This is a genomic window from Campylobacter porcelli, from assembly GCF_002139855.1.
GTDB lineage: Bacteria > Campylobacterota > Campylobacteria > Campylobacterales > Campylobacteraceae > Campylobacter > Campylobacter porcelli.
Genome location: NZ_CP018789.1, coordinates 669,931 through 690,587, shown reverse-complemented (window position 1 = coordinate 690,587; position 20,657 = coordinate 669,931). Strand labels below are relative to the sequence as shown.

Genomic DNA, 20,657 nt, shown 5'->3' with positions numbered 1-20,657 from the left:
GCAAGGATTAAAAAAGTGGGGGGGGGATTATTTATTTGCTCTTTCTATATACTCACCACGCACAGTATCTACACGAATTACCTCGCCCTCAAGCACATGAAATGGTATCTGAACTACAGCACCGCTCTCTAGAGTTGCTGGTTTTTTATTGCTACCTTGAGTGTCGCCTTTGAAATTTGGCTGAGTTTCAACTATTTTTAACTCCACAACTTGTGGCACCTCTACGCCAATTGCCTTGCCATTGTGAAATAGGATTTGAACCATCATTCCATCTATCATCCATTTTTTAGCTTCACCTATCTCCTCATCAGCAATGGCTACTTGCTCATATGACTCAACATCCATAAATTGAGAGTATTCGCCATCATCATATAGATATTGCATCTCTTTTTCTACTAAATTTGGAGCCTCACACTTATCGCCTGCGTGGAAGGTTTTTTCTAATACCTTACCATCGACAAATGATTTGATTTTTACACGCACAAATGCCGCACCCTTGCCAGGTTTTACATGTTGATACTCGACAATTTTATAAGGTTTGCCATCAATTTCGATTTTTAAACCCTTTTTTAAATCTCCCATAGAGTATGTTGCCATATTTTCTCCTTTTAAATTAATACTGCATATCTAGCCCACACACACGCATCAAGTGCATTTAGCTGGTCTAGTATATCTTTGTTAATATCCTCATCTACTAATATAACAGCTAGGGCAAAGCCATCATTATCTCTACCTAATCTAAAATCAGCAATATTAATCTTAGCTTTTGCTAGAATTCCGCTAATATCGCTAATAACGCCTGGTATATCACGATTTTTAAATACTATCATTCTACCTTTTGGCTTAAAATCAGTCTTAAAGCCATTTACGCTTACTATTCTTTGCTCTGTTTCGCTAAATACAGTGCCACCTACGCTCACAGAGTCCTCATCTGTGATTAGCTTGATTGTTAATTTGCTCTTATACCCACTTGTTGGCACTACATTAGTAGATACTTCAATACCCTTTTCAGCTGCTTTTAGCGTGGCGTTTTCATAATTTATAGTATCACCTAAAACATCTTTTAAAGCCCCAGCAATACCAAAAGATAGCATAGCTTCAGCGTAATCTGACACCTCTCCTTCAAGCTCTAATCTAATAGCTTTAATCTGCTTTTTGCCACTAAGCTGAGAGGCAAAATACGCCATCTTAGGTAAAAGCTCTGTATAAGGAGCCACAAACAAAGGTAAATCCTCTACTTTAATAGGTAAATTTAGAGCATTTGGATAGCAAATACCCCTTGCTGCACTAATGGCCTGCTCTGCTGCGTCAATGGCGATATTTTTTTGCGATTCATATGTGTTAGCACCTAGGTGCGGAGTAGCACTTACATTGCTAAGTTCTAGTAGCTGATGGTCATTGCCAGGCTCTTTAACAAACACATCGATGCCAGCATATGCTATTTTACCACTTTTTAAATTCTTATAAAGAGCCTCTTCATTATACAAGCCACCACGAGCGCAATTGATAAGCCTTACTCCATCTTTCATCTTAGCAATCTGCTCTTCATCTACCATATTTGTAGTCTCTTTATTTTTTGGTGTGTGAATAGTGATAAAATCACAACCCAAAATATCATCAAAATTCGTAGTATATGTAGCCCCCATATCTGTAGCCTTACTAGGATCGATATATGGATCATAGGCTATAACCTTCATACCAAAAGCAAGGCTTCTATATGCTACTCTTGAGCCGATATTACCAAAGCCAATTACGCCTAAAGTCTTGCCATAAAGCTCATTGCCATACCATTTTTCACGCTTCCAAATACGATTTTGCTGCAAGTCATTTACTGAATTAATATAATTTCTAGCACTATTTAACAGATGGCACATAGTCATTTCAACAGCCGCAATTGTATTTGCAGTTGGTACATTCATAACTATAATGCCCTTTTTAGAAAAGCCATCTATATCAACATTATCCACGCCGACACCAGCTCTAACTAAAGCCTTCAATTTTGTAGCTGCGTTTATAAATTTCTCACCACAATCAGTTGAGCTACGAGTAATAGCCACATCAGCCTCACCCAAAATCTCTAAAAGTTTATCTTTTGGCATATCTACAGCATCGATAACTTTTATATCACTTTGAGCATTTAAAATTTCAAAACCAACTGGATGGATAGCATCGCACACTATAACTGTTTTCATAGGTTAATTTCCTTTAAAGTTGTATGAATATTATATTTTTTGAGTCCATTAACTACTTTTAAAGCCATATCTTTATCATCTGTATCCATATAAATAGTAGCTATATCGCCATCTTTTACCACTGTAAAATTTAGATTAAAATCCTTAAAAACTCTATTTATACAAAACATAGAATAAAAATCACATCTATTGATAATTAATATATATTGCTTAGTAGGCTTATTATCAGCAATCTTCTTATCATCTATCTTAATTATCATTAAATTTGTAGGCAATACAGAGTTATTATTTTTAAACTCTGCAATCTTCTCTAGCCAATTACCTGATTTTTGATAATTATAATCTAAATTTATATCACTACTAGTAGCTGTCGCTAAAGGAGAGGATAGCCCCGAATTTGCATAAGCAAACAAGGCTATCAATCCACCAAAAACTACTACAAATATAACAGCTAAAATAAGATAAAGGCTGTTAGTTTTCATAACTCAATTATGCTAACTGCTCTTTAATAATATCACCAAGCGTCATTTTATCATCATCATTAATCTCATTTAAGACTTCACGCTCTTTTTGTTTAGCTAATCTTTTTACGCTTAGGCGAATTCTATTCTTTTTCTCATCAATAAAAGCAATAGCAGCCTCTATGCTATCTCCAATTTTTAAAGAATCAATATCAAGTGAACCTATATCTTCTTTTCTAATTAGAGCATCGACATTGCCATCTAAGCTTACAAATATACCAAAATCTTTAATATCTCTTATAGTTCCACTTACAATATCGCCTATAGAGTGAGATCTAGCATATTCCATAGCCGGGCTAGCTTTTAAATCTTTTTGGCTTAAAGAGATTTTTTGCTCTTTTGGATCAATTTTAATGATTTTTACCTCTACTTCATCGCCAGCTTTAAACATATCTTTACACTTATCATTTCTATCCCAAGATGAGTCTTCATTATGTAATAAGCCCTCTAATCCGCCTACTCTTACAAAAGCACCAAAATTAGTAAGAGTAGTTACTATACCTTTTACCACATCTCCTTCTTTAAATTTAGAGCTAAACTCATCAAATGGTTTTGGTAATAAATTTTTAAGACTTACTCTTAGGCGACGACTAGCTGGGTTAATCTCTATAACCTCTACATCTAACTCTTCATTTTCTTTGATGAAATCTTTAGGATTTTTTATATTTTTATCCCAAGAAATTTCGCTAATGTGTAAAAAACCTTCAATATCATTACCCAAATCAACAAAAGCACCATAAGGCTCGATATTGCTTACAGTTACCTTAATAGTATCTCCTACTTCTAAGCCATCTTTAATCTCTTCCCATGGGTCTGGAGCCGCTGCTTTAATAGATAGCGATAGATGCTTTTTCTCATTATCATATTTAATAATTTTGACATCTACCTTATCACCCTCTTTATATAGAGTATTTGGATTTACTGGACCTTTATAGCTAATCTCGCTATAATGGACTAAGCCATCTATTCCACCTACATCTACAAACATTCCATATGTTGTAATTTTTTTGATTGTGCCTTCTATTATATCTTTATTTTCTAAGATTGTAGATACTATCTCTTTACGCTTTTTTCTATCTTCATCAACTAGCTTTTTGCGTGAGACTACAATGCTTTGATTTTCCTTATCAATCTTAATTACTTTGACTTTAAAGCTCTTATTCATAGCTTGATTTGGGTCTTTAAATCCGCTTTGCGATCTAGGCATAAAAAACTCTATACCATCATCATTAACAGCGACAAAACCACCTTTATTTTTTGATATAATCTTTACATCAAATATATTCTCAGCATTCTCATCAAAATTATCTATAAATGCCTTTACCTTCTCTTTTCTAAGAGCTTTTTTATGTGATACGCTAGGTCTGCCATTTTTAGAGCCTGTTACTGCTACTTTAATGCTATCACCGATATTAAATAGCAAATTTCCATTCTCATCAGTGATCTCAGATATACTCATCACTCCTTCTGATTTTTTGCGTATATCTACATAGACTTCATCATCTTTGATATTTACGATTACACCATCGCACACGGTAGCTTCTTCACTCTTTAAAGACTCTTCAAACATAGTAGCAAAATCTTCTTCTAGCTCGATTTTGTCAATGTCATTATTAACGAATTTATTCGCCTCAGCCATCTTGTTCCTTTTATCTATAGATTTCTTTCTGCTTTACAGCATTTAAGTGCTAAATTCTACCTTTTTTTAGCTTTATATTATATTAACCATTACAAATTTTATCGATATTTTCAAGCTCTTTTATCACATTTTGTATAACCCACTCAGGTGTGCTAGCCCCAGCACTTACGCCACAATATTTCTTATCTTTAAACCAAGATGAATTTAACTCATCTTGACTCTCAATCAAATAGCTATCCTTGCATAAATTCTTAGCTATTAAATATAACTGCTTGGTATTTGATGAGTTTTTACCGCCTACGATTACCATCACATCTGCTTTTGTGGCTAACTCTCTTACGGCCTCTTGATTTTCTAAGGTCGCATTACATATTGTATTAAAGACTCTAACCTCTTTTACTCTTTGCATAAGGTAGGTTACAATAGTCATAAAATCTTCAATTTTCTTAGTAGTTTGAGATATTACTGCTACTTTTTGAGGTAGTTTAGCACTTTCTAATTCATCTTTAGACAAAACCACATGAACAGTCTTAGTCGAATAGCTCATAACGCCTCTTACTTCAGGATGATTAATATCCCCAAATATCACTATTTCGTAGCCTTCATTACTCATTTTCTCTACGATATTTTGCGGTTTGGTTACAAATGGGCAAGTAGCGTCTATTATCTCTATTCCAGTGGTTTTAAGCCTTTGCAAATCACCTTTTGTAATGCCATGAGTGCGGATAATTGCCTTTTTCTCATCAGTTAGCTCATTTATATTTTTTAAGGTTTTTACTCTAAATTTATCCTTTAACCTATCAATTTCTAAGCTATTGTGTATTAATTCTCCGATTGTGGCTGATGTGGATTCTTGCGAACCGGCTGAATTTTCAGCTATTTTAATAGCTCTTTTAACGCCAAAACAAAATCCATAATTTTTAGCAAGTTCAATCTTCAACCTTAGCTCCTAAAACCCTTAAAAAATGGCTAAATTTAGGAAAAGATGTAGCTATAAATTCGCTCTTTGATATATTCATTCCGCACTTTAGCCCAAGCACCGCAAAACTCATAGCAATTCTATGATCTCCGTGGCTATCTATTAATGCCCTATTTGGCTTAGATCCAACTACCCAAAATCCATCATCATACTCTCCAGCCTCTATACCACAAGCCTTTAAAGCGTTGATAGTTACGCTAATTCTATCGCACTCTTTTACTCTAAGCTCAGCCGCATTTCTTAATTCGCTCTTGCCATTAGCACAAGCAAAAGCAATAGCAAGGGCTGGGGCTTCATCTATTAGCCATGAGATGTTATCATCTACGATAATGGAATTTAATTTATCGCCGATAATTTCAATATCTCCTATATCTTCATACTCGCTATTTGTCAATGTGTAGCTAACTTTTGCACCCATTTTTTCTAAAATTTTATAGGCTTGAATTCTAGTTTTATTAAGTAGTATATTTTTAAATTTAATCCTAGCCCCAGGAGTTATAGCCGCAGCCACAGCGTAAAAAAAGCATGAGCTAGGATCATTTGGCACACTCATAATAAGTGGCTTTAATTTTTTGGAATTTAGTGGTTTTACTATGATTTTGCCATTATTATAGCTAATATCAGCTCCCATTCCCTTTAGCATTCTTTCGCTATGATCTCGGCTCAATTCTGGTTCACTAAATTCACACCCCTTAGCACAAAGCCCAGCTAAAATTAAGGCACTTTTAACCTGTGCTGAAGCTATCTTTGAATCATAGCTAAAATAGTCTAAATTTCTACCCCTAATAGCGATTGGAGCTTTGTTTGCGTCATCTCTACCATCAATCTTAGCCCCCACTTCAATAAGTGGCTTAGCTATGCGTCGCATTGGACGCTCATTTAGATACTCATCTCCGCTTAAGACATAAAATCCATCACAACCAGCCAAAAGCCCCATATATATTCTCATTGCCGTTCCAGAGTTGCCGCACTCTAAAACTGATTTAGCTGAGCTTATTTTAGCTGGTGGCGTGATATAGTATTTATTATCAATTTTCTCAATCTTAGCACCAAGTTTTTTGGCAATTTCTAAAGAATTTAGAGTATCTTCTGCTTCAAGATAATCACTAATAACGCTCACTCCATCACTCAAAAGAGAGAATATAGCACACCTATGGCTTATGGATTTATCTGTAGAGACTAGATCAAGCTCTATATCAAATTTAGAATTTAAAGCCTCTACTTTCATCTTAATCCCACACCTAAATTATCTTTTAACGCCGCTAAAATCCTATCCATTATAGCTACAATCTCCTCATCTTCTAGCGTCTTAGCATCATCTTGAAATGTAAATTTAACACTCAAGCTAACATTATCACCTAAGCTCTCATCGCTATAAATATCAGTCGGCAAAAACTCTTTTAAGCTTTTAATATCTAGCCCTTCAATTACCTCTTTAATGCGAAGATATGGCATATCTTTTGGCATTATAATGCTTAAATCTCTACTTAAACTTTGAAATTTAGAGTATGGATTTGCTAGTTTTTTTATAGGTTTTAAATTGTCAAAATCTATCTCACAAATATAGGTTTTAAATAGATCTCTACTTTGTTCTATTACGGCATTAACCCTGCCAATATAACCGATATAGTCGCCATTTTGATAGACTTTGGCTTGTTCAAATTCGCTTAAAAATTCAATATCAATTGATTTTTTTAGCTCAATTTTACCTAAAATATTTTGGATTAAATTCGCAAAATGGATAAAATCGATAGTAGCTGGTTTAGCACCATTTAAAAGAGTAGGCTCACCTAAAAGCCCACTAAAAACAAAGCCAAATTTAGCCCTTTGGATACCATCTTTATTAATCACATCGCCAAATTCAAATAGCTTAATTGATCTTTTTGAATTTTTAATATTAAAGCTAACTGCATTTAATAGGTGGTTAATAAGAGTTGGCTTTAATACGCTTAGCTCACTATTTATCGGATTTAGTAGCACTTCAGATGAGCAAGCCACGCCTAGCTCTTTAAGCTCAAGCGGATTATCAAATAGATAATGCACACTCTCAAAAAATCCTAAATTCGCAGCTTTTTGCCTAATATCACGAGATAATTTATATCTCTCATACGCTTGATTTGTGCGGTTTTTTTCACTATATTCTAGTGCTTTTACTGGGATATTATCAATTCCAATAATCCTTACAATCTCTTCGCAAATATCGTGAGAATTTAATATATCATGTCGATATAGCGGTGCTTTGGCATATATCTGCTCTTGTTCTACATTAGCATTAATATCAAATCCAAGCTTTTTAAGAATTTTAGCAATACCGCTACTGCTGATTTGCATTCCAATCATCGAGCTAATCTCAGATGCACTAAAGCTAATGGCAGATTGCTCCTTATCTAGCTGGACTTGTTGCGTGCCAGAGTATGGCGATACGCTACTATTTTTAGATAATAGACTAAATAAAATATCCATAGCGTAGTTTAAATTTGGCTCAGAACCACGAGTTGTCCTATGGGTAAATTCATCTTTTTTAATACTCTTATTATCGCCTAAGATTTGTGAGATTAAATTTGGATCTATATAACTAGCTTCTATTATGACAATTTTGCTATTTTCATCTACTCTGGCCTCATCGCTTTGATTAATCCCTGCTAGGCTTAAAATTTTATCCCCACAGCTAATCTCATATGCGCCACTGCTTTGCTTTTTAATCGTTATAGCTATTTTTTCATCAATATTATTTGCAAGTTTATTATAGTCATAAGCCCTAAATACAACCCCAGTATAGTGAGTGATATACTCTAGCACACGCTCTAAATTTGTATTTTTATTAGAGCCAATCATAGCTATTCTAATGGCTAATTTTAGCCTTTGATGAAAGCTTTGTGTGATGCCAACTGCCCTATAGGCAAAAGCACCATTAATCTTATCCTCACAATGAACACTAAGCAAACGACCAATCCCAAGCTGCCTATCATCATCGATATTTAACTCACCATCTCTCATAATAATATCAAAAGCTGCTGATAGATCCCTAGCTACGCCATATATACTTAGACAATCTCCACGATTTGGTGTCAGCTCAATCTCAATAATATCATCATTTAAAGCCTCATACTCGCTAAGAGCCTTGCCTAAACACAACTCGCCTATACTATCATCTAAGATCATTATCCCATCATTTATCTTAGGCAAGCCAAGCTCGGTTGAGGAGCATAGCATTCCGCTACTTTTAACGCCTCTTAATTTAGCCTCTTTAATCTCCAAGCCATTTGGCATAATAGCACCGACCATAGCCACAGCTACATATATATCAGAAGTTGCGTTTTTAGCACCGCAAACTATCTGCAAAATTCTATCGCCAACATCAACTTCGCAAACATGCAAATGATCGCTATTTTCATGCTTTACACAGGTTTTAACATAACCAACTACGATATTATTAGGAATTCTTATACTAGTAAGGCTATCTACTTCTAATCCAATTGAATTTAGCTTAGCACAGATCTGTTCGGTGCTACAATTTGAAAGATCTATAATCTCATTTAACCAATTTTTACTTATTATCATTTAAACTGCTCCAATAGTCTAATATCCCCTTCAAACAAGCTTCTAAGATCTGGAATTCTATGAAGTAACATCGCAAAACGCTCCACACCAAGCCCAAAAGCGTATCCACTGACATTTTTATATCCTACTGCTTCAAAGACATTTGGATCGACAACGCCACTACCAAGGACCTCTAGCCAGCCTGTTTGCTTACAAACTCTACATCCGCACCCACTACAGAATATACAGCTTATATCAACCTCTGTGCTAGGCTCTGTAAATGGGAAAAAGCTAGGGCGAAATCTAACCTTAACATCGCCAAACATATATCTTAAAAAATCTTCTAAAATATATTTTAAATTCGCAAAGCTAACTTTTGTGCCCTCTTCTACAACTAAACCCTCTATTTGATGAAACATTGGAGTGTGAGTAAGGTCTAAATCTCTACGAAAAACAGACCCAGGGGCAATCATACGAATTGGTGGCTTTTGACTAAGCATAGTGCGAACTTGCACTGGGCTAGTGTGAGTCCTAAGAAGTCTAAAATCTTTTAAATAAAATGTATCTTGCATATCTCTTGCTGGGTGATGCTTAGGCAAATTTAAAGCTTCAAAATTATGAAAATCATCTTCGATCAGCGGCCCAGTCTCAATGCTAAAATTTTGTGCTACAAAATAGTCAATAATCCTATCCATTGTCTGCATCACTGGGTGTAAAGCGCCAGTAAAAAGCGGCTCATCAAATAGCGAAATATCAATGGCTTCGCTTTTCATTTTAGTTTTAATATACTCACTCTCAAGGATTATTTTTCTCTCATTTAGCTTGGCTGTTAGAGTGTCTCTTTTGATATTTAAGCTTTGGGCATAAGCCTTCTTATTTTCAGGCTCAACATCTTTTAATCTATTAAATTCAGCCGTAATGCTACCCTTTTTGCCAAATAGCTCAAGCCGAATTTGCTCTAATTCATCTAAGCTTGCAGCTAAGTCAATCTTACTAATAATATCTTGCAAACCATATTCCTTAACTAATTTTTAGATTTATTGTATCCAAAATTTAATTAAAAAAAATTGATACTGATAAGTTAAATTTATTAATCCATCTAATACTAAAATGAGTTATCATTTGAATATTTAAACAACTTTAATAAAAATAGAAAAATTATCAAAATTTATAAGGAATTATAAAAATTATCTGATATAATTATGAATAATTTCACATAGGAGTTTAGCAATGTCTTGTATTTTTGATAAAATTGTAGCTGGTGAGATTCCATCAAATAAGGTCTTAGAAAATGATAAATTTCTAGCATTTCATGATATAAATCCTAAGGCGCCTGTGCATATCTTGATAATACCTAAAAAGCACTATGAAAATTTCCAAGAGATGGATCCAACTCTAATGGGAGAGATGACAAAATTTATCCAAGAAGTGGCAATAGCCATAGGCGTGGATAAAACTGGATACCGCCTAGTTACTAACTGCGGAGAAAATAGCGGTCAAGAGGTGCCACATCTACACTTCCATATGCTAGGTGGCACAATGCTTAAATGGACTGACAATCACCAACACGACCCAAAAAGTAGCTTCTAAGCTACATAAATACCGGCACTGGAGTATTTTCTAAAAAGTACTTCGTGCTACCACCTAAGAATATCTCTTTTACCCCATTTTCGCCATAACTACTAGCTATAACCATATCAAAATTGCCTTTTAATGTATTTTCTAGCAAGGCCTCACCTGGAATATTTGTAGTAGTTACCACCTCAAATGTAGCATTTACATCATGATACTCTAGATAGCTAAGAAGTCTGGTTTTAATATCCAAGACTGAATTATCATATTTTTTAGTTACAATTATATGAATATTTTTAGCTTTTTTTAATATACTCATTGAGTTTGTAAGACTTCTTGATATGCTTGTTGTGCCATTCCAGCCAATTAGTATATTATCCATACTAAATTTTTTCATTGAATTTGGCATTATAATTGCGTTTTTACCGCTATTTACCACAGCTGCGTCAAATGTCGATGTAGCCTCGCCTTTTATAGGACAAGCTGTAACGACTAAATCACAAAATTTAGCCTCATACTCATAAACACGACTTCTAATACCATTTTGTGTCTCAAAATTCGCACTTGCCACACCGGCGATATTGCCGATACTTATACCTAAATCATCGCAAACTCTTTTAAAAATTTGATAATTTTTATTTTTTTGTTCATTTAACTCTGTGGCAAATGCCCCCTTTAATGACTCAAACATATTACTTCTACTAATAGTCATATCTAAAATCGACTCAAAATCCATTTGCGAAGATAAAAAGTCTATATGAGCCTCAAATTTCTTAGCGATAAGCAAACCGCCATATATATCACTTTCTATCTCATCAGTGCGAATCAATGGACAAAATATCTTTTTAATATTCATAAACTCTCCTTTTAAACTAAATCTAATGAGATTTTACCAGACTTAATCTCGCTTACTTTTACCTTAAGACGCTCCCCTTCTTTGATTGGAGATTTGATTTTTGAGATATGTAAAAGCCCATCTACGCCATCTCTTAGTGAGATAAATGCACCAAATGTAGCTATCTTGATAATCTCTCCTTCAAATTCATCTCCTATTTTAAAGCTATCAATATTTTTGCTATCTTTTTTACCGCCTCTTGATTTTTGCTCTTTTTGTGTAATTTGGATTATATACTCTTTTGCTGCTTCTACCTTGCCTTTTTGTGCTCCAGATACCTTAACTTCGCCTTTTTCTCTATCTAAATCAATACTTACATCAAATTTCTCAATTATCTCTTTGATAGTCTTACCAGCTTGACCGATAATATCTACAATCTTTGATGGATCAACGCTAAATAGCTCTAGCTTTGGCAATATATCCTCATTTACCACTATATCATCATTTGCTTTTTGCATAATGTTTAAGATATGCTCTCTTGCCTCTTTAGCTTGTAAAAGTGCCTCTTTTAATACCTCTTGACTGATCCCGCCAAGTTTAATATCCATCTGAAGTGCCGTAATGCCATCTATGCTACCTGCTACTTTAAAATCCATATCCCCATCGTGGTCTTCTAACCCCATAATATCAGTTAATATCGCATATTTATCGCCTTCAAATACCAACCCCATAGCCACTCCAGCTACTAATTTAGAGCTTTGTACTCCAGCGGCTCTAAGTGCTAAAGAGCCACCGCACACACTAGCCATAGAGCTTGAGCCATTACTTTCTAAAATTTCGCTAACAAGCCTAATAGAGTATGGACTATCTAGCTCCACGCTTGGATATAACGCCCTTTTGGCTAAATTTCCATGACCTAGCTCTCTGCGACCTGGAGCCTTAATGGCAGATGCTTCCCCTACGCTAAATCCAGGAAAATTATAATTAAACATAAATTTATCTGCTACAACGCCTTTTTCTGTGAGTAACTCACTCATTTGAGCATCGCTATCAGTCCCCAAAGTCGCTACTACTAAAGCTTGAGTTTGACCCCTTGTAAATAGGCAACTTCCGTGTGCATTTGGCAATATATTTGTCTCAATGCTAATAGGTCTTACATCTCTTAAGCCTCTACCATCGGCTCTTAAACCTTGATTTATTATCTGCTCTCTTACAATTTTTTTCTTATATTTACTTAAGATATTTAAGATAAGCTCCTTGTCCCAAGACTCGCTTATAGCAGTATCGCTAGAGGCTATTTGACTAGCAATTTGATTTAACTGACTAGCTCGCTCACTTTTTGCCATCTGATTTATGGCATTTTTTACCTCATCTTTATAAAATTCATCTATATAAATGGCAATATCTCTATTTTCTATCTCACTTTTATACTCTAGTCGTGCTGGTGCTTTCTTATACTCTCTAAAGGCCTCTTCGTAAGCATTAGAGCCGTTTAGTATAGCTATATTGGCAAATTTAATCGCTTCGAGCATCTTATTTTCATCAAATTCATTCATAGATTGCTTTTGGATAAAATCACTACAAAGCCCCATATCCATCACTGGATCCATAATCATCATAGGTGCCATATCGTTTGAGATGGTTGGCAAACTTCTCATCTCTATCATCAAAAGCTCATCTTTAACACCAGCTACATATAGATCAAGGGTGGATTTTTTAAGCTCAGAGTTGCTAGGATTTAAAATAAACTCACCATCAATATGCCCAACTCTAACCCCACATACTGGACGCTCAACTGGAATATCGCTTAAATATAGTGCCACGCTTGCAGCATTTAATCCAATAACTTGTAAATCCACCTCTGGATCAGCACTCAATACCATCACTACTATTTGCGTAGGATAAGCATAGCCCTTAGGAAATAGCGGACGAAGACTTCTATCAATTATGCGACTTGTAAGGGTCTCAAAGTCGCCAGGTTTTGTCTCACGCTTAACATATCCGCCTGGAATTCTCCCAGCTGCGTATTGCTTTTCTATATATTGGACAGTTAAGGGTAAAAAATCTTCTTCAACTTGTGTATCTTCTCTTGCTACTGTAGCTAATACTACACTATTTTTTACTCTTAAAAGCACTGCTCCACTAGCTTGTTTAGCGACCTTGTTTAGATCGAAAATTTGAATTTGATTATTTACCTCTATACTGCACTGCATCTATATCTCCTTTGATTTTTGTATTTTTTGTAATGGTAGATAGTGTGGGCTATCTTCTAAAATAGACATAACAGAATCCACCGCCACCCTATCACTATAATAAAAATCCACATCCACAAAATTACTTATCTTCTTAGCATAATATAAGCTATCAACTAAGGTATTAAAATATGATAGTATATCAGAAGCGATTAATGGTGTGCCATACACTATGGATTTGACGCCTAAATTTATTAGTGATTTTATACACACTAAAGCTGTAATCCCTGTTTGACATCCTAAATCAACTAATAATATATTTCTACCTTGAAGATTTTCTAATAACTTGCCTTTGCGATATTTATAAACATTTTTTAAAATTTTCTCTTCATATTTACGATGAGCCTCTCCATATATAAAATCCAAGCTTATATCAAATGCATTAACTAACTCACTATTATAGACAATCTCCTCAGTCTCACTTACTATAGCAATCTCGCATTCAGGGTTATTTGGAGCGTATAATCTCTCACTAAAAAGCAATTCATAGCTAAGTTCAAGTCTATTAGCCAACTCATCAGCTAGCACTACACTATCTAAAGATGAGCAAACTATAACAAAATTTCCATCCATAAGCTCTTTTTGCGGCAGCGCCTCTAATAGCTTATTAGCAGCATCTAGCTCATTTTGAAATTTAAGTTCATTTGGATTTATCAATTTATCGCCTTACTATCTTGTTCTATAGAGAAATCATATTTAAACTCACCCAATGGATAGAAACTAAAATATATATATACTCCTTGGCTCTTTTTAGACTCTATACCAGCACTTGTGTTTTTTGGCTCAATATCTTCTTTATATATTAAACTATAATCCCAGCACTTTCTCTTATAGTGAATTCCACTTTGCCACATCTTAGTATAATCTCTTTGTAAATCATAATCCACCCCGGCAAATAGCTCATAATTATATGGCAATTTAAAATTTGCACTACCGCTTATATAGCTCTCTTTATCATATGCATCTCCATCATAGTAGTTTTTATCATATGTATGCCATACTCTTGTTGCGATTTTGCTACCATTATATGAGATGCCTGTTTGGATTTTTGAAAGATCATTATCAATATGAGAATACTCTATTTTATTGGCAAAATCAAAATTTCCATAGTATAAATTAAATCTATTCTCCAAGCTCTCCATATCACTATCATCAAAGTTATAGCTCTGTTTTATACTATGCCTTATTAGCTTTTGTCCCATTGAATCATAAAAAAACTGCGAACCTTCAAATGCCAGTCGCTCGATTGTATATTTATTTGAAATTCTATCTATAAAATTATCTTCAAAAAGCGATAAATTGCTAGCATTATACGCCATTCCATCTTGGATTAAATAATATTTTAAAAGCTTTTCATTAGTATCGCCATCATTATATCCAGGTTTAATATAATCAAATTTAAAATTTAAAGTGTGGTAAAAACTGCTAAAAGCTCTAGCTATATCACTTTCTAGTAAAATTCTGTGATAATGGTTGATTATATCATCGCTATTATTAGTATAAAAATCAGTGCCATTATAGTATTTAGCACGATTATAATCTATATGTGAAGCATATAGATTCTGGCTTAAATATAAATTCGCATAATCATCAAATATCCCAAACTGCAATCCAAGCGGAATATCTATCTCATATTGATTAGCACTAGCTCCAATCTTTCTTGTGTAATTATGATATTTAAAATCAAATGAATAGGTCAAATTTGGAACTATAAATGTATCAAAAAAGCTATGATATTGGATTCTTGGCAGCTCTTGAAGTGTATCATCGTTGCCATATTTAGTGCCGATTTTTGCTGTATCTATATAATATTTTGCATAAGTTCCTAAATATTGATTATCAGTAGTAATAAAGTAGTTTAACTTAGATTGGACTAAAGAGTCATAATTGCCCCCATTTCGACCTCGCAAATTTAAATAATCAATATCATTTAAATTTACAAACTCCAGCCACAACCCTTCTTTAAAATCGCCATCTATCAAATACCCAACAAGCTTATCCCTATCATATCCTACCTCTATACCAGAGTGCTGTTTGTTTTTTAAATTCTCTTTTTGTTTATACTCACTTCTTTCTTCAAATACACCACCACGGATATATCCACTAGAGTATGGCGAGTCAGCAAATCTAAATGTAGAGTATAGCCCAACACCTCTATTTGTGCGGATCTGCGGATCAAATTCCAAATCCCACTCATTATACTCAGCTATATAAAATGGCTGTAAATATACCAGTCCTTCATCTTTGCTATATGATAGTTGCGGGGTTAAAAGCCCTGTTCTTCTAGTCTTATCAGTGCTAAAACCAAAATATGGAAGATACATAACTGGGGTATTTTTGACATAAAATACTGGATTGTAAAGGTGTAAGAATTTACTCTGTTTATTTAACTCTCCTTTGCTAAATCCTATATGCCAATCTGGATCGCTAACATTACAACTTGAGACTATAGAATTCTTTACACTTACCATCTCATCGCTATTACAACTTTGAGCACCTTGTAGCCAAATCTCCTTCTTTTTATCCATTATAAAGCTATTTTCAAAGATCATTTCATTAGTGCTTAGATCTATCCTAGCATACTCAGCCCTACTAGTCTCATACTCTCCACGCATTAGGCTAACATTGCCAAATAGCTCAATAATTTTATTTTTTTGATCATACTTTGCACTACTAGCACTAGCTAAATAGTTTTGCGAATATAATAAAACATTACCATTAGCAGTGATTATATCTCCATCTTTTTGGACATCACTAGCTAGAAATTCGACATTTTCTACATTGCCTAAAAGCTTATTAAATAAAAGCCCAACAAAAGCTAGTGATCTAATACGCATTACAAACCACGGTTTTGGCTAACTTATCTTGCCAAGTTTGACGCTGAGAATTTCCAAATGCCCATAAAAATCCGATATAAAACAGAGTTTCGCTAAGTATCCTAACACAAGCTCTAATAAAGCTACTACTAAGGCTTGGGCGAGATAGCATAATGGTATCTATACAGACTATTTTACACAGCATTTTACCTGGGGTAGCAGCGTAATACCATATAAAAAATGTATGATAAACCACCTTCATAAGCGCAATTTGCCAAAATAACCCAGATATAGCGTTTAATGTCGCCTCAACCCCAACATTACTAGCCCTAGCGATAAAATCCCAATAAACTAGCATAAATAGCACAGATATGATAATATCATCAATAGCATACGCTAAAACACGCCTATTTATACTAGCGATGGTGATATTTTCCCTATATAATCTCTCTTCTAAACTCTCTCTCATCAAAGTGCCTGATACCCTATATCGTTGCGGTATTGCATACCATCAAATTTAATATTTTTAGCTAACTCATAAGCTCTATCTCTAGCCTCTTTTACACTTTTACCCTTACCAACAGCTACTAATACCCTACCCCCAGTAGCATATAGCTCATCACCAACTAGCGATACTCCAGCATATGCGATATGAGAATGGGGTGGTATATTCTCCACTGCTATTTTGGCTGCTGGGCTACTTTTATAAGGGTAATCCTTACTAGCTAGCACCACTCCTACAGCATACTCATCTTTAATCTCAAATTTATTAAGCTTTCCAAGTGCCGCACTATGCAAAATCTCACCAAGCTCTCCATCAATTAATGGCATCAAAACCTCGCACTCAGGATCGCCAAATCTTACATTAAATTCAAGCACATATGGCACTGAATTTACCACCATTAAACCCACAAATAAAACTCCACAAAACGGAGCTTTCTCATCTTGCATGCCTTTTAGAGTTGGTTTTATAATCTCCTCTTCAACCCTTTTAATTAAATTTTTATCCGCAAGCGGACTTGGGGCATAAGCACCCATTCCGCCGGTATTTGGCCCCTCATCACCACTTAATAATCTTTTATGATCTTGTGCTACTGGCAAGGATACGAAGTTGCTACCATCGCAAATGGCAAAAAAGCTTAGCTCAAATCCATCTAAAAACTCCTCTATCACAACCCTACTTCCAGCCTCGCCAAAGCTCTTTCCACTTAGCATATCCTTTGCTGCGTCTTTAGCCTCGCTCTTGCTTTTAGCAATTATAACGCCCTTCCCAGCACACAAACCATCAGCTTTTACAACGACTATATCACCTAAGGTATCTATAAATTTAGCCGCCTCTTCATAGTTATTAGTATTTATAAATTTAGCCGTTCTTATGCTATTTTTAGCTAGAAATTCCTTCATATAAGCTTTTGAGCTCTCTAGTCTAGCAGCCGATTTCGTAGGGCCAAAAATATTTAGATTATTAGCCTTAAATATATCTACAACTCCGTCACTTAGGGCATTTTCAGGGCCAACTATAGTAAGCTCTATTTTATTTTCAAGTGCAAATTTAGCCAAATCATTAAAATCGCTAATATCCACATTTTGCCCTAAATTCGCAGTTGCTCCATTGCCAGGAGCGAAATAAAGATTGTGTTTTTGTTTATCTTGAGTTAGTCTTAATCCTATGGCATACTCTCTACCGCCACTTCCAATAACTAAAATATTCATAGATTTCCTAATTTAAATTAAAGTACCCAAATGGTCGGTGCATAGTAGAATCGGCCCTAAATAAAGCCAATCTTGCAAATAGGCAGCAGCTTTAGGTCGCAGCTTCTAAACCAGTTAAGCCTCAAGCAAAGTCGCGTCACACCACTTCTGCACATCTTCGCCAATACTAATTTGTTGGACCTTCGTAAAAATGCTATCGAGCCATCCAGGCGGAGAAATTATATAAAAATTTGACTTAAAATTTAGCACTATTATTAGCTTTTAAAATATTTTTTTCAAATTCAGCTCCAAATTGCTATAATCTTGTTTTTAATTTTAAATTTAAAGGTAAAAAATGTATCAAATAAGAGCAGCCTCAAAAGATGATATAAATGAGATAATTGCCCTTGTCAAAGAGCTAGCTGAGTATGAGAAAATGAGCGATAGAGTTAAATTTAATGATACTCAATTTGCCTCTTGTATATTTGAGAAAAATTATGCCAAAATCCTAGTTTGCCAAAATGAAAGCCAAATTATAGGATATGCTATATATTTTTACACATTTTCAAGCTTTTTAGGTCGTGGTGGGATATATCTTGAGGATTTATATGTCAAATTCCAATACCGCAATCAAGGTATCGGCAAGAGATTTTTAGCCAAACTTGCTCAAATTTGCATAGATGAGAATTTGGGTCGCCTTGAGTGGGAGTGCTTAACTTGGAATGAGCCAAGCCTAGCATTTTATCGCAAAATTGGCGCAAAAAATAGAGATGAGTTTTTTCATCTTAGGGTAGATGGCAAAGAGCTTGAGAATTTAGCAAATTTTATTAAAGATTAAATCGCTTTTTGGTAGTATGATGGATAAAAATTGTAGTATTTATGAGCTTGAGATACTCCGTGCTATGGGATTTAAATTTCTTAACCAATCCCCAAATATAAAAAGTAATGAGTTTAACTCACTTAAAATGCTAAATTTACAGATAAAAAGCTGCAATCTATGCCAACTATGCAAAAGTAGAAATAAAGCAGTAGTTGGTAGTGGTAATAGCGGTGGTGGCGTGGTTTTTGTCTTTGAAAGTCCAGATATAAAAAGCGATAAAAGCGGAATTTGCACCCCTGATGCTTCGCTGATGAGATATTTAAAAATGGCTGATATTGATATTGATGGCTTTTATTTTACATATATTTTAAAGTGTATCAATAAAACTTCTGAGCTAAAATATATGGATATATGCTTAAAGTTTTTTGAATTAGAATTTGAGATTTTATCGCCTAAATTTATAGTTAGCTTTGGGGAAAATTGCTTTAAATATCTAGCGAAAAATAGCTCATTTGATAGCCATAGAGGTGGCGTATATCAGCTAAAAAACTCGCTATATATGCCTACTTTTGATAGTAATTGGGTGGATAAAAATCCTAGTAAAGCTGATGAATTTATAGCGGATTTAAAAAAAATTAAAGGATATATATGAGAAATTTAATTATAACTTTTTTTATTATTTGTATGATTTTTACTCAATCAAATGGGCAAAATAGATGCGATAAAGAGTGTTTAAAAGAGCTTAGCAATGGGGTGGATTTTATCCAATTTATATATAATCCACTTACTCTTAAAGAGCCGATTAAGGGCTATTATGCTGATATTAAAAAGCTTTTAAATATTCCTGAAATTGAGATTGGACGCAAAGATATTAAAGTTGCCCTAATCATACCTCAAGATGTGATAAAAAGCTACTCTGTTGTGGTTAGCGATTCTGTTTTTAGCTATATTTTTAAGCGAGATATTGGCTCTCATATTGAGATATTTTATAGCGGAGATGAGAGTAAAGATAGCCTAAATTTTACCATACAAAGAGCTAAAAATAGCGGATTTAAGCACTTTATAGCTCCACTTACTACAGATGGGATAGAGGTGATAAATAATAGTGATTATGATGATTTAATCTTTTACATACCTACAGTAAATATCAAATCAATCCAAAATCCAAGCTCAAATATATTCTTTGGTGGGATTGACTACGAAGCACAAATTCAAAAGCTATTAACCAAATCAAATGGCAAAGTATCGGTATTTGGCGATGGGAGTAAGGTCGCTAATATGCTAAATGATATAGTGGCTAATAATACAGATAATCCATATATAAAAAATATCGAAGGTAACGATATAAAGCTAAATTTTTTAAAAGATAATTATAGGGTAAAAAATAGCTCAATCTTTCTAAATACCCCACTTATAAAAAGTGCTTTGCTTAGTTCGCAATTTAGAGTATTTGATCTAAATCCACATATACTTCTTTCTACGCAGCTTAATTACAATAGTGCTCTTATAAGCCTTACTCAAAGCAAAGATCGCCAAAATATCTATATAGCTAACTCCATAATGACCCCAGATAGTCAGCTAGAGACCCTTAGTGCTCTTTTAGGGCAAAAGCTTGCTTATGATTGGGTCGCTTACTCAACGATGATTGGAATGGATTTTATATATCTAAACTATATCAACAAAAATGCAAAAGCGATATTTAAAGAGAAATTACAAAATAATCAAGTCCAATATAAGATAGATATTATGCGTGCTGGTAATTATGGGTTTTACATAGATGAAGAGATATAATGGGTCTG

At 34.4% G+C, this 20,657-nt stretch carries 18 protein-coding genes; 4 read left to right on the top strand and 14 right to left on the bottom strand.

Annotation, left to right across the window (positions count from 1 at the left end):
- Nucleotides 1-27 precede the first annotated feature (27 nt).
- The 8 genes from efp to pheS form a co-directional block, all read right to left on the bottom strand.
- The gene (efp, locus tag CSUIS_RS03480) at nucleotides 28-597 is read right to left on the bottom strand and encodes an elongation factor P (RefSeq protein WP_086236838.1); all 570 of its coding nucleotides are present in this window, start codon (nucleotides 595-597) and stop codon (nucleotides 28-30) included.
- 11 nt (nucleotides 598-608) lie between these two features.
- Entirely contained in the window at nucleotides 609-2,192 is a 1,584-nt protein-coding gene (gene serA, locus CSUIS_RS03475) for a phosphoglycerate dehydrogenase (protein ID WP_086297119.1), read from the bottom strand.
- Nucleotides 2,189-2,674 carry a hypothetical protein gene (locus tag CSUIS_RS03470; protein WP_086297112.1) on the bottom strand — a complete coding sequence of 162 codons (486 nt, stop codon included), beginning with the start codon at nucleotides 2,672-2,674 and terminating at the stop codon, nucleotides 2,189-2,191. Before CSUIS_RS03470 ends, serA begins: the two co-directional genes overlap by 4 nt.
- Nucleotides 2,675-2,681: 7 nt before the next feature.
- Nucleotides 2,682-4,352 (bottom strand): 30S ribosomal protein S1, encoded by a 1,671-nt coding sequence (locus CSUIS_RS03465; protein WP_086236841.1) that lies wholly within the window; start codon nucleotides 4,350-4,352, stop codon nucleotides 2,682-2,684.
- An 82-nt stretch (nucleotides 4,353-4,434) separates the two neighbouring features.
- Nucleotides 4,435-5,292, bottom strand: coding sequence for a 4-hydroxy-3-methylbut-2-enyl diphosphate reductase (locus CSUIS_RS03460; RefSeq protein ID WP_086292509.1), 858 nt, complete (start codon nucleotides 5,290-5,292; stop codon nucleotides 4,435-4,437).
- Nucleotides 5,282-6,559, bottom strand: coding sequence for a 3-phosphoshikimate 1-carboxyvinyltransferase (gene aroA / locus CSUIS_RS03455; protein ID WP_086297110.1), 1,278 nt, complete (start codon nucleotides 6,557-6,559; stop codon nucleotides 5,282-5,284). The genes CSUIS_RS03460 and aroA overlap by 11 nt, the downstream gene beginning before the upstream one ends.
- Nucleotides 6,556-8,892, bottom strand: a complete 2,337-nt coding sequence (gene pheT / locus CSUIS_RS03450) for a phenylalanine--tRNA ligase subunit beta (protein ID WP_086297108.1) — start codon at nucleotides 8,890-8,892, stop codon at nucleotides 6,556-6,558. The genes aroA and pheT overlap by 4 nt, the downstream gene beginning before the upstream one ends.
- Nucleotides 8,889-9,881: a phenylalanine--tRNA ligase subunit alpha gene (pheS, locus tag CSUIS_RS03445; RefSeq protein ID WP_086297106.1), complete on the bottom strand. Its 993-nt coding sequence runs from the start codon at nucleotides 9,879-9,881 to the stop codon at nucleotides 8,889-8,891. The genes pheT and pheS overlap by 4 nt, the downstream gene beginning before the upstream one ends.
- A gap of 220 nt (nucleotides 9,882-10,101) precedes the next feature.
- Here pheS and CSUIS_RS03440 point away from each other — a divergent pair, with 220 nt between their 5' ends.
- Complete coding sequence (locus tag CSUIS_RS03440; protein ID WP_086236846.1) at nucleotides 10,102-10,461, top strand: histidine triad nucleotide-binding protein; 360 nt, start codon at nucleotides 10,102-10,104, stop codon at nucleotides 10,459-10,461.
- Between the two features lies 1 nt (nucleotide 10,462).
- On the opposite strand, the gene CSUIS_RS03435 is transcribed toward CSUIS_RS03440, so the two are convergent.
- Genes CSUIS_RS03435 through purD form a run of 6 tightly spaced genes read right to left on the bottom strand, consistent with a single transcriptional unit; the run spans nucleotide 10,463 to nucleotide 18,059 of the window.
- On the bottom strand, nucleotides 10,463-11,299 hold the full coding sequence (locus CSUIS_RS03435; protein WP_086297105.1) for a universal stress protein: 837 nt from the start codon (nucleotides 11,297-11,299) through the stop codon (nucleotides 10,463-10,465).
- An 11-nt stretch (nucleotides 11,300-11,310) separates the two neighbouring features.
- Entirely contained in the window at nucleotides 11,311-13,491 is a 2,181-nt protein-coding gene (locus CSUIS_RS03430; protein ID WP_086297103.1) for a polyribonucleotide nucleotidyltransferase, read from the bottom strand.
- Nucleotides 13,492-14,187, bottom strand: coding sequence for a phosphoribosyltransferase family protein (locus CSUIS_RS03425; RefSeq protein WP_086297102.1), 696 nt, complete (start codon nucleotides 14,185-14,187; stop codon nucleotides 13,492-13,494).
- Nucleotides 14,184-16,367, bottom strand: coding sequence for an LPS-assembly protein LptD (locus tag CSUIS_RS03420; RefSeq protein ID WP_086297101.1), 2,184 nt, complete (start codon nucleotides 16,365-16,367; stop codon nucleotides 14,184-14,186). Before CSUIS_RS03420 ends, CSUIS_RS03425 begins: the two co-directional genes overlap by 4 nt.
- Entirely contained in the window at nucleotides 16,357-16,815 is a 459-nt protein-coding gene (locus tag CSUIS_RS03415) for an RDD family protein (protein WP_086297100.1), read from the bottom strand. The genes CSUIS_RS03420 and CSUIS_RS03415 overlap by 11 nt, the downstream gene beginning before the upstream one ends.
- Nucleotides 16,815-18,059: a phosphoribosylamine--glycine ligase gene (gene purD / locus CSUIS_RS03410; protein WP_086297099.1), complete on the bottom strand. Its 1,245-nt coding sequence runs from the start codon at nucleotides 18,057-18,059 to the stop codon at nucleotides 16,815-16,817. Before purD ends, CSUIS_RS03415 begins: the two co-directional genes overlap by 1 nt.
- Nucleotides 18,060-18,393: 334 nt before the next feature.
- Here purD and CSUIS_RS03405 point away from each other — a divergent pair, with 334 nt between their 5' ends.
- Genes CSUIS_RS03405 through CSUIS_RS03395 form a run of 3 tightly spaced genes read left to right on the top strand, consistent with a single transcriptional unit; the run spans nucleotide 18,394 to nucleotide 20,649 of the window.
- The gene (locus CSUIS_RS03405; protein ID WP_086297098.1) at nucleotides 18,394-18,876 is read left to right on the top strand and encodes a GNAT family N-acetyltransferase; all 483 of its coding nucleotides are present in this window, start codon (nucleotides 18,394-18,396) and stop codon (nucleotides 18,874-18,876) included.
- 19 nt (nucleotides 18,877-18,895) lie between these two features.
- The gene (locus CSUIS_RS03400) at nucleotides 18,896-19,510 is read left to right on the top strand and encodes a uracil-DNA glycosylase family protein (RefSeq protein WP_192940213.1); all 615 of its coding nucleotides are present in this window, start codon (nucleotides 18,896-18,898) and stop codon (nucleotides 19,508-19,510) included.
- Nucleotides 19,507-20,649, top strand: coding sequence for a hypothetical protein (locus CSUIS_RS03395; RefSeq protein ID WP_086297097.1), 1,143 nt, complete (start codon nucleotides 19,507-19,509; stop codon nucleotides 20,647-20,649). The genes CSUIS_RS03400 and CSUIS_RS03395 overlap by 4 nt, the downstream gene beginning before the upstream one ends.
- Nucleotides 20,650-20,657 lie beyond the last annotated feature (8 nt).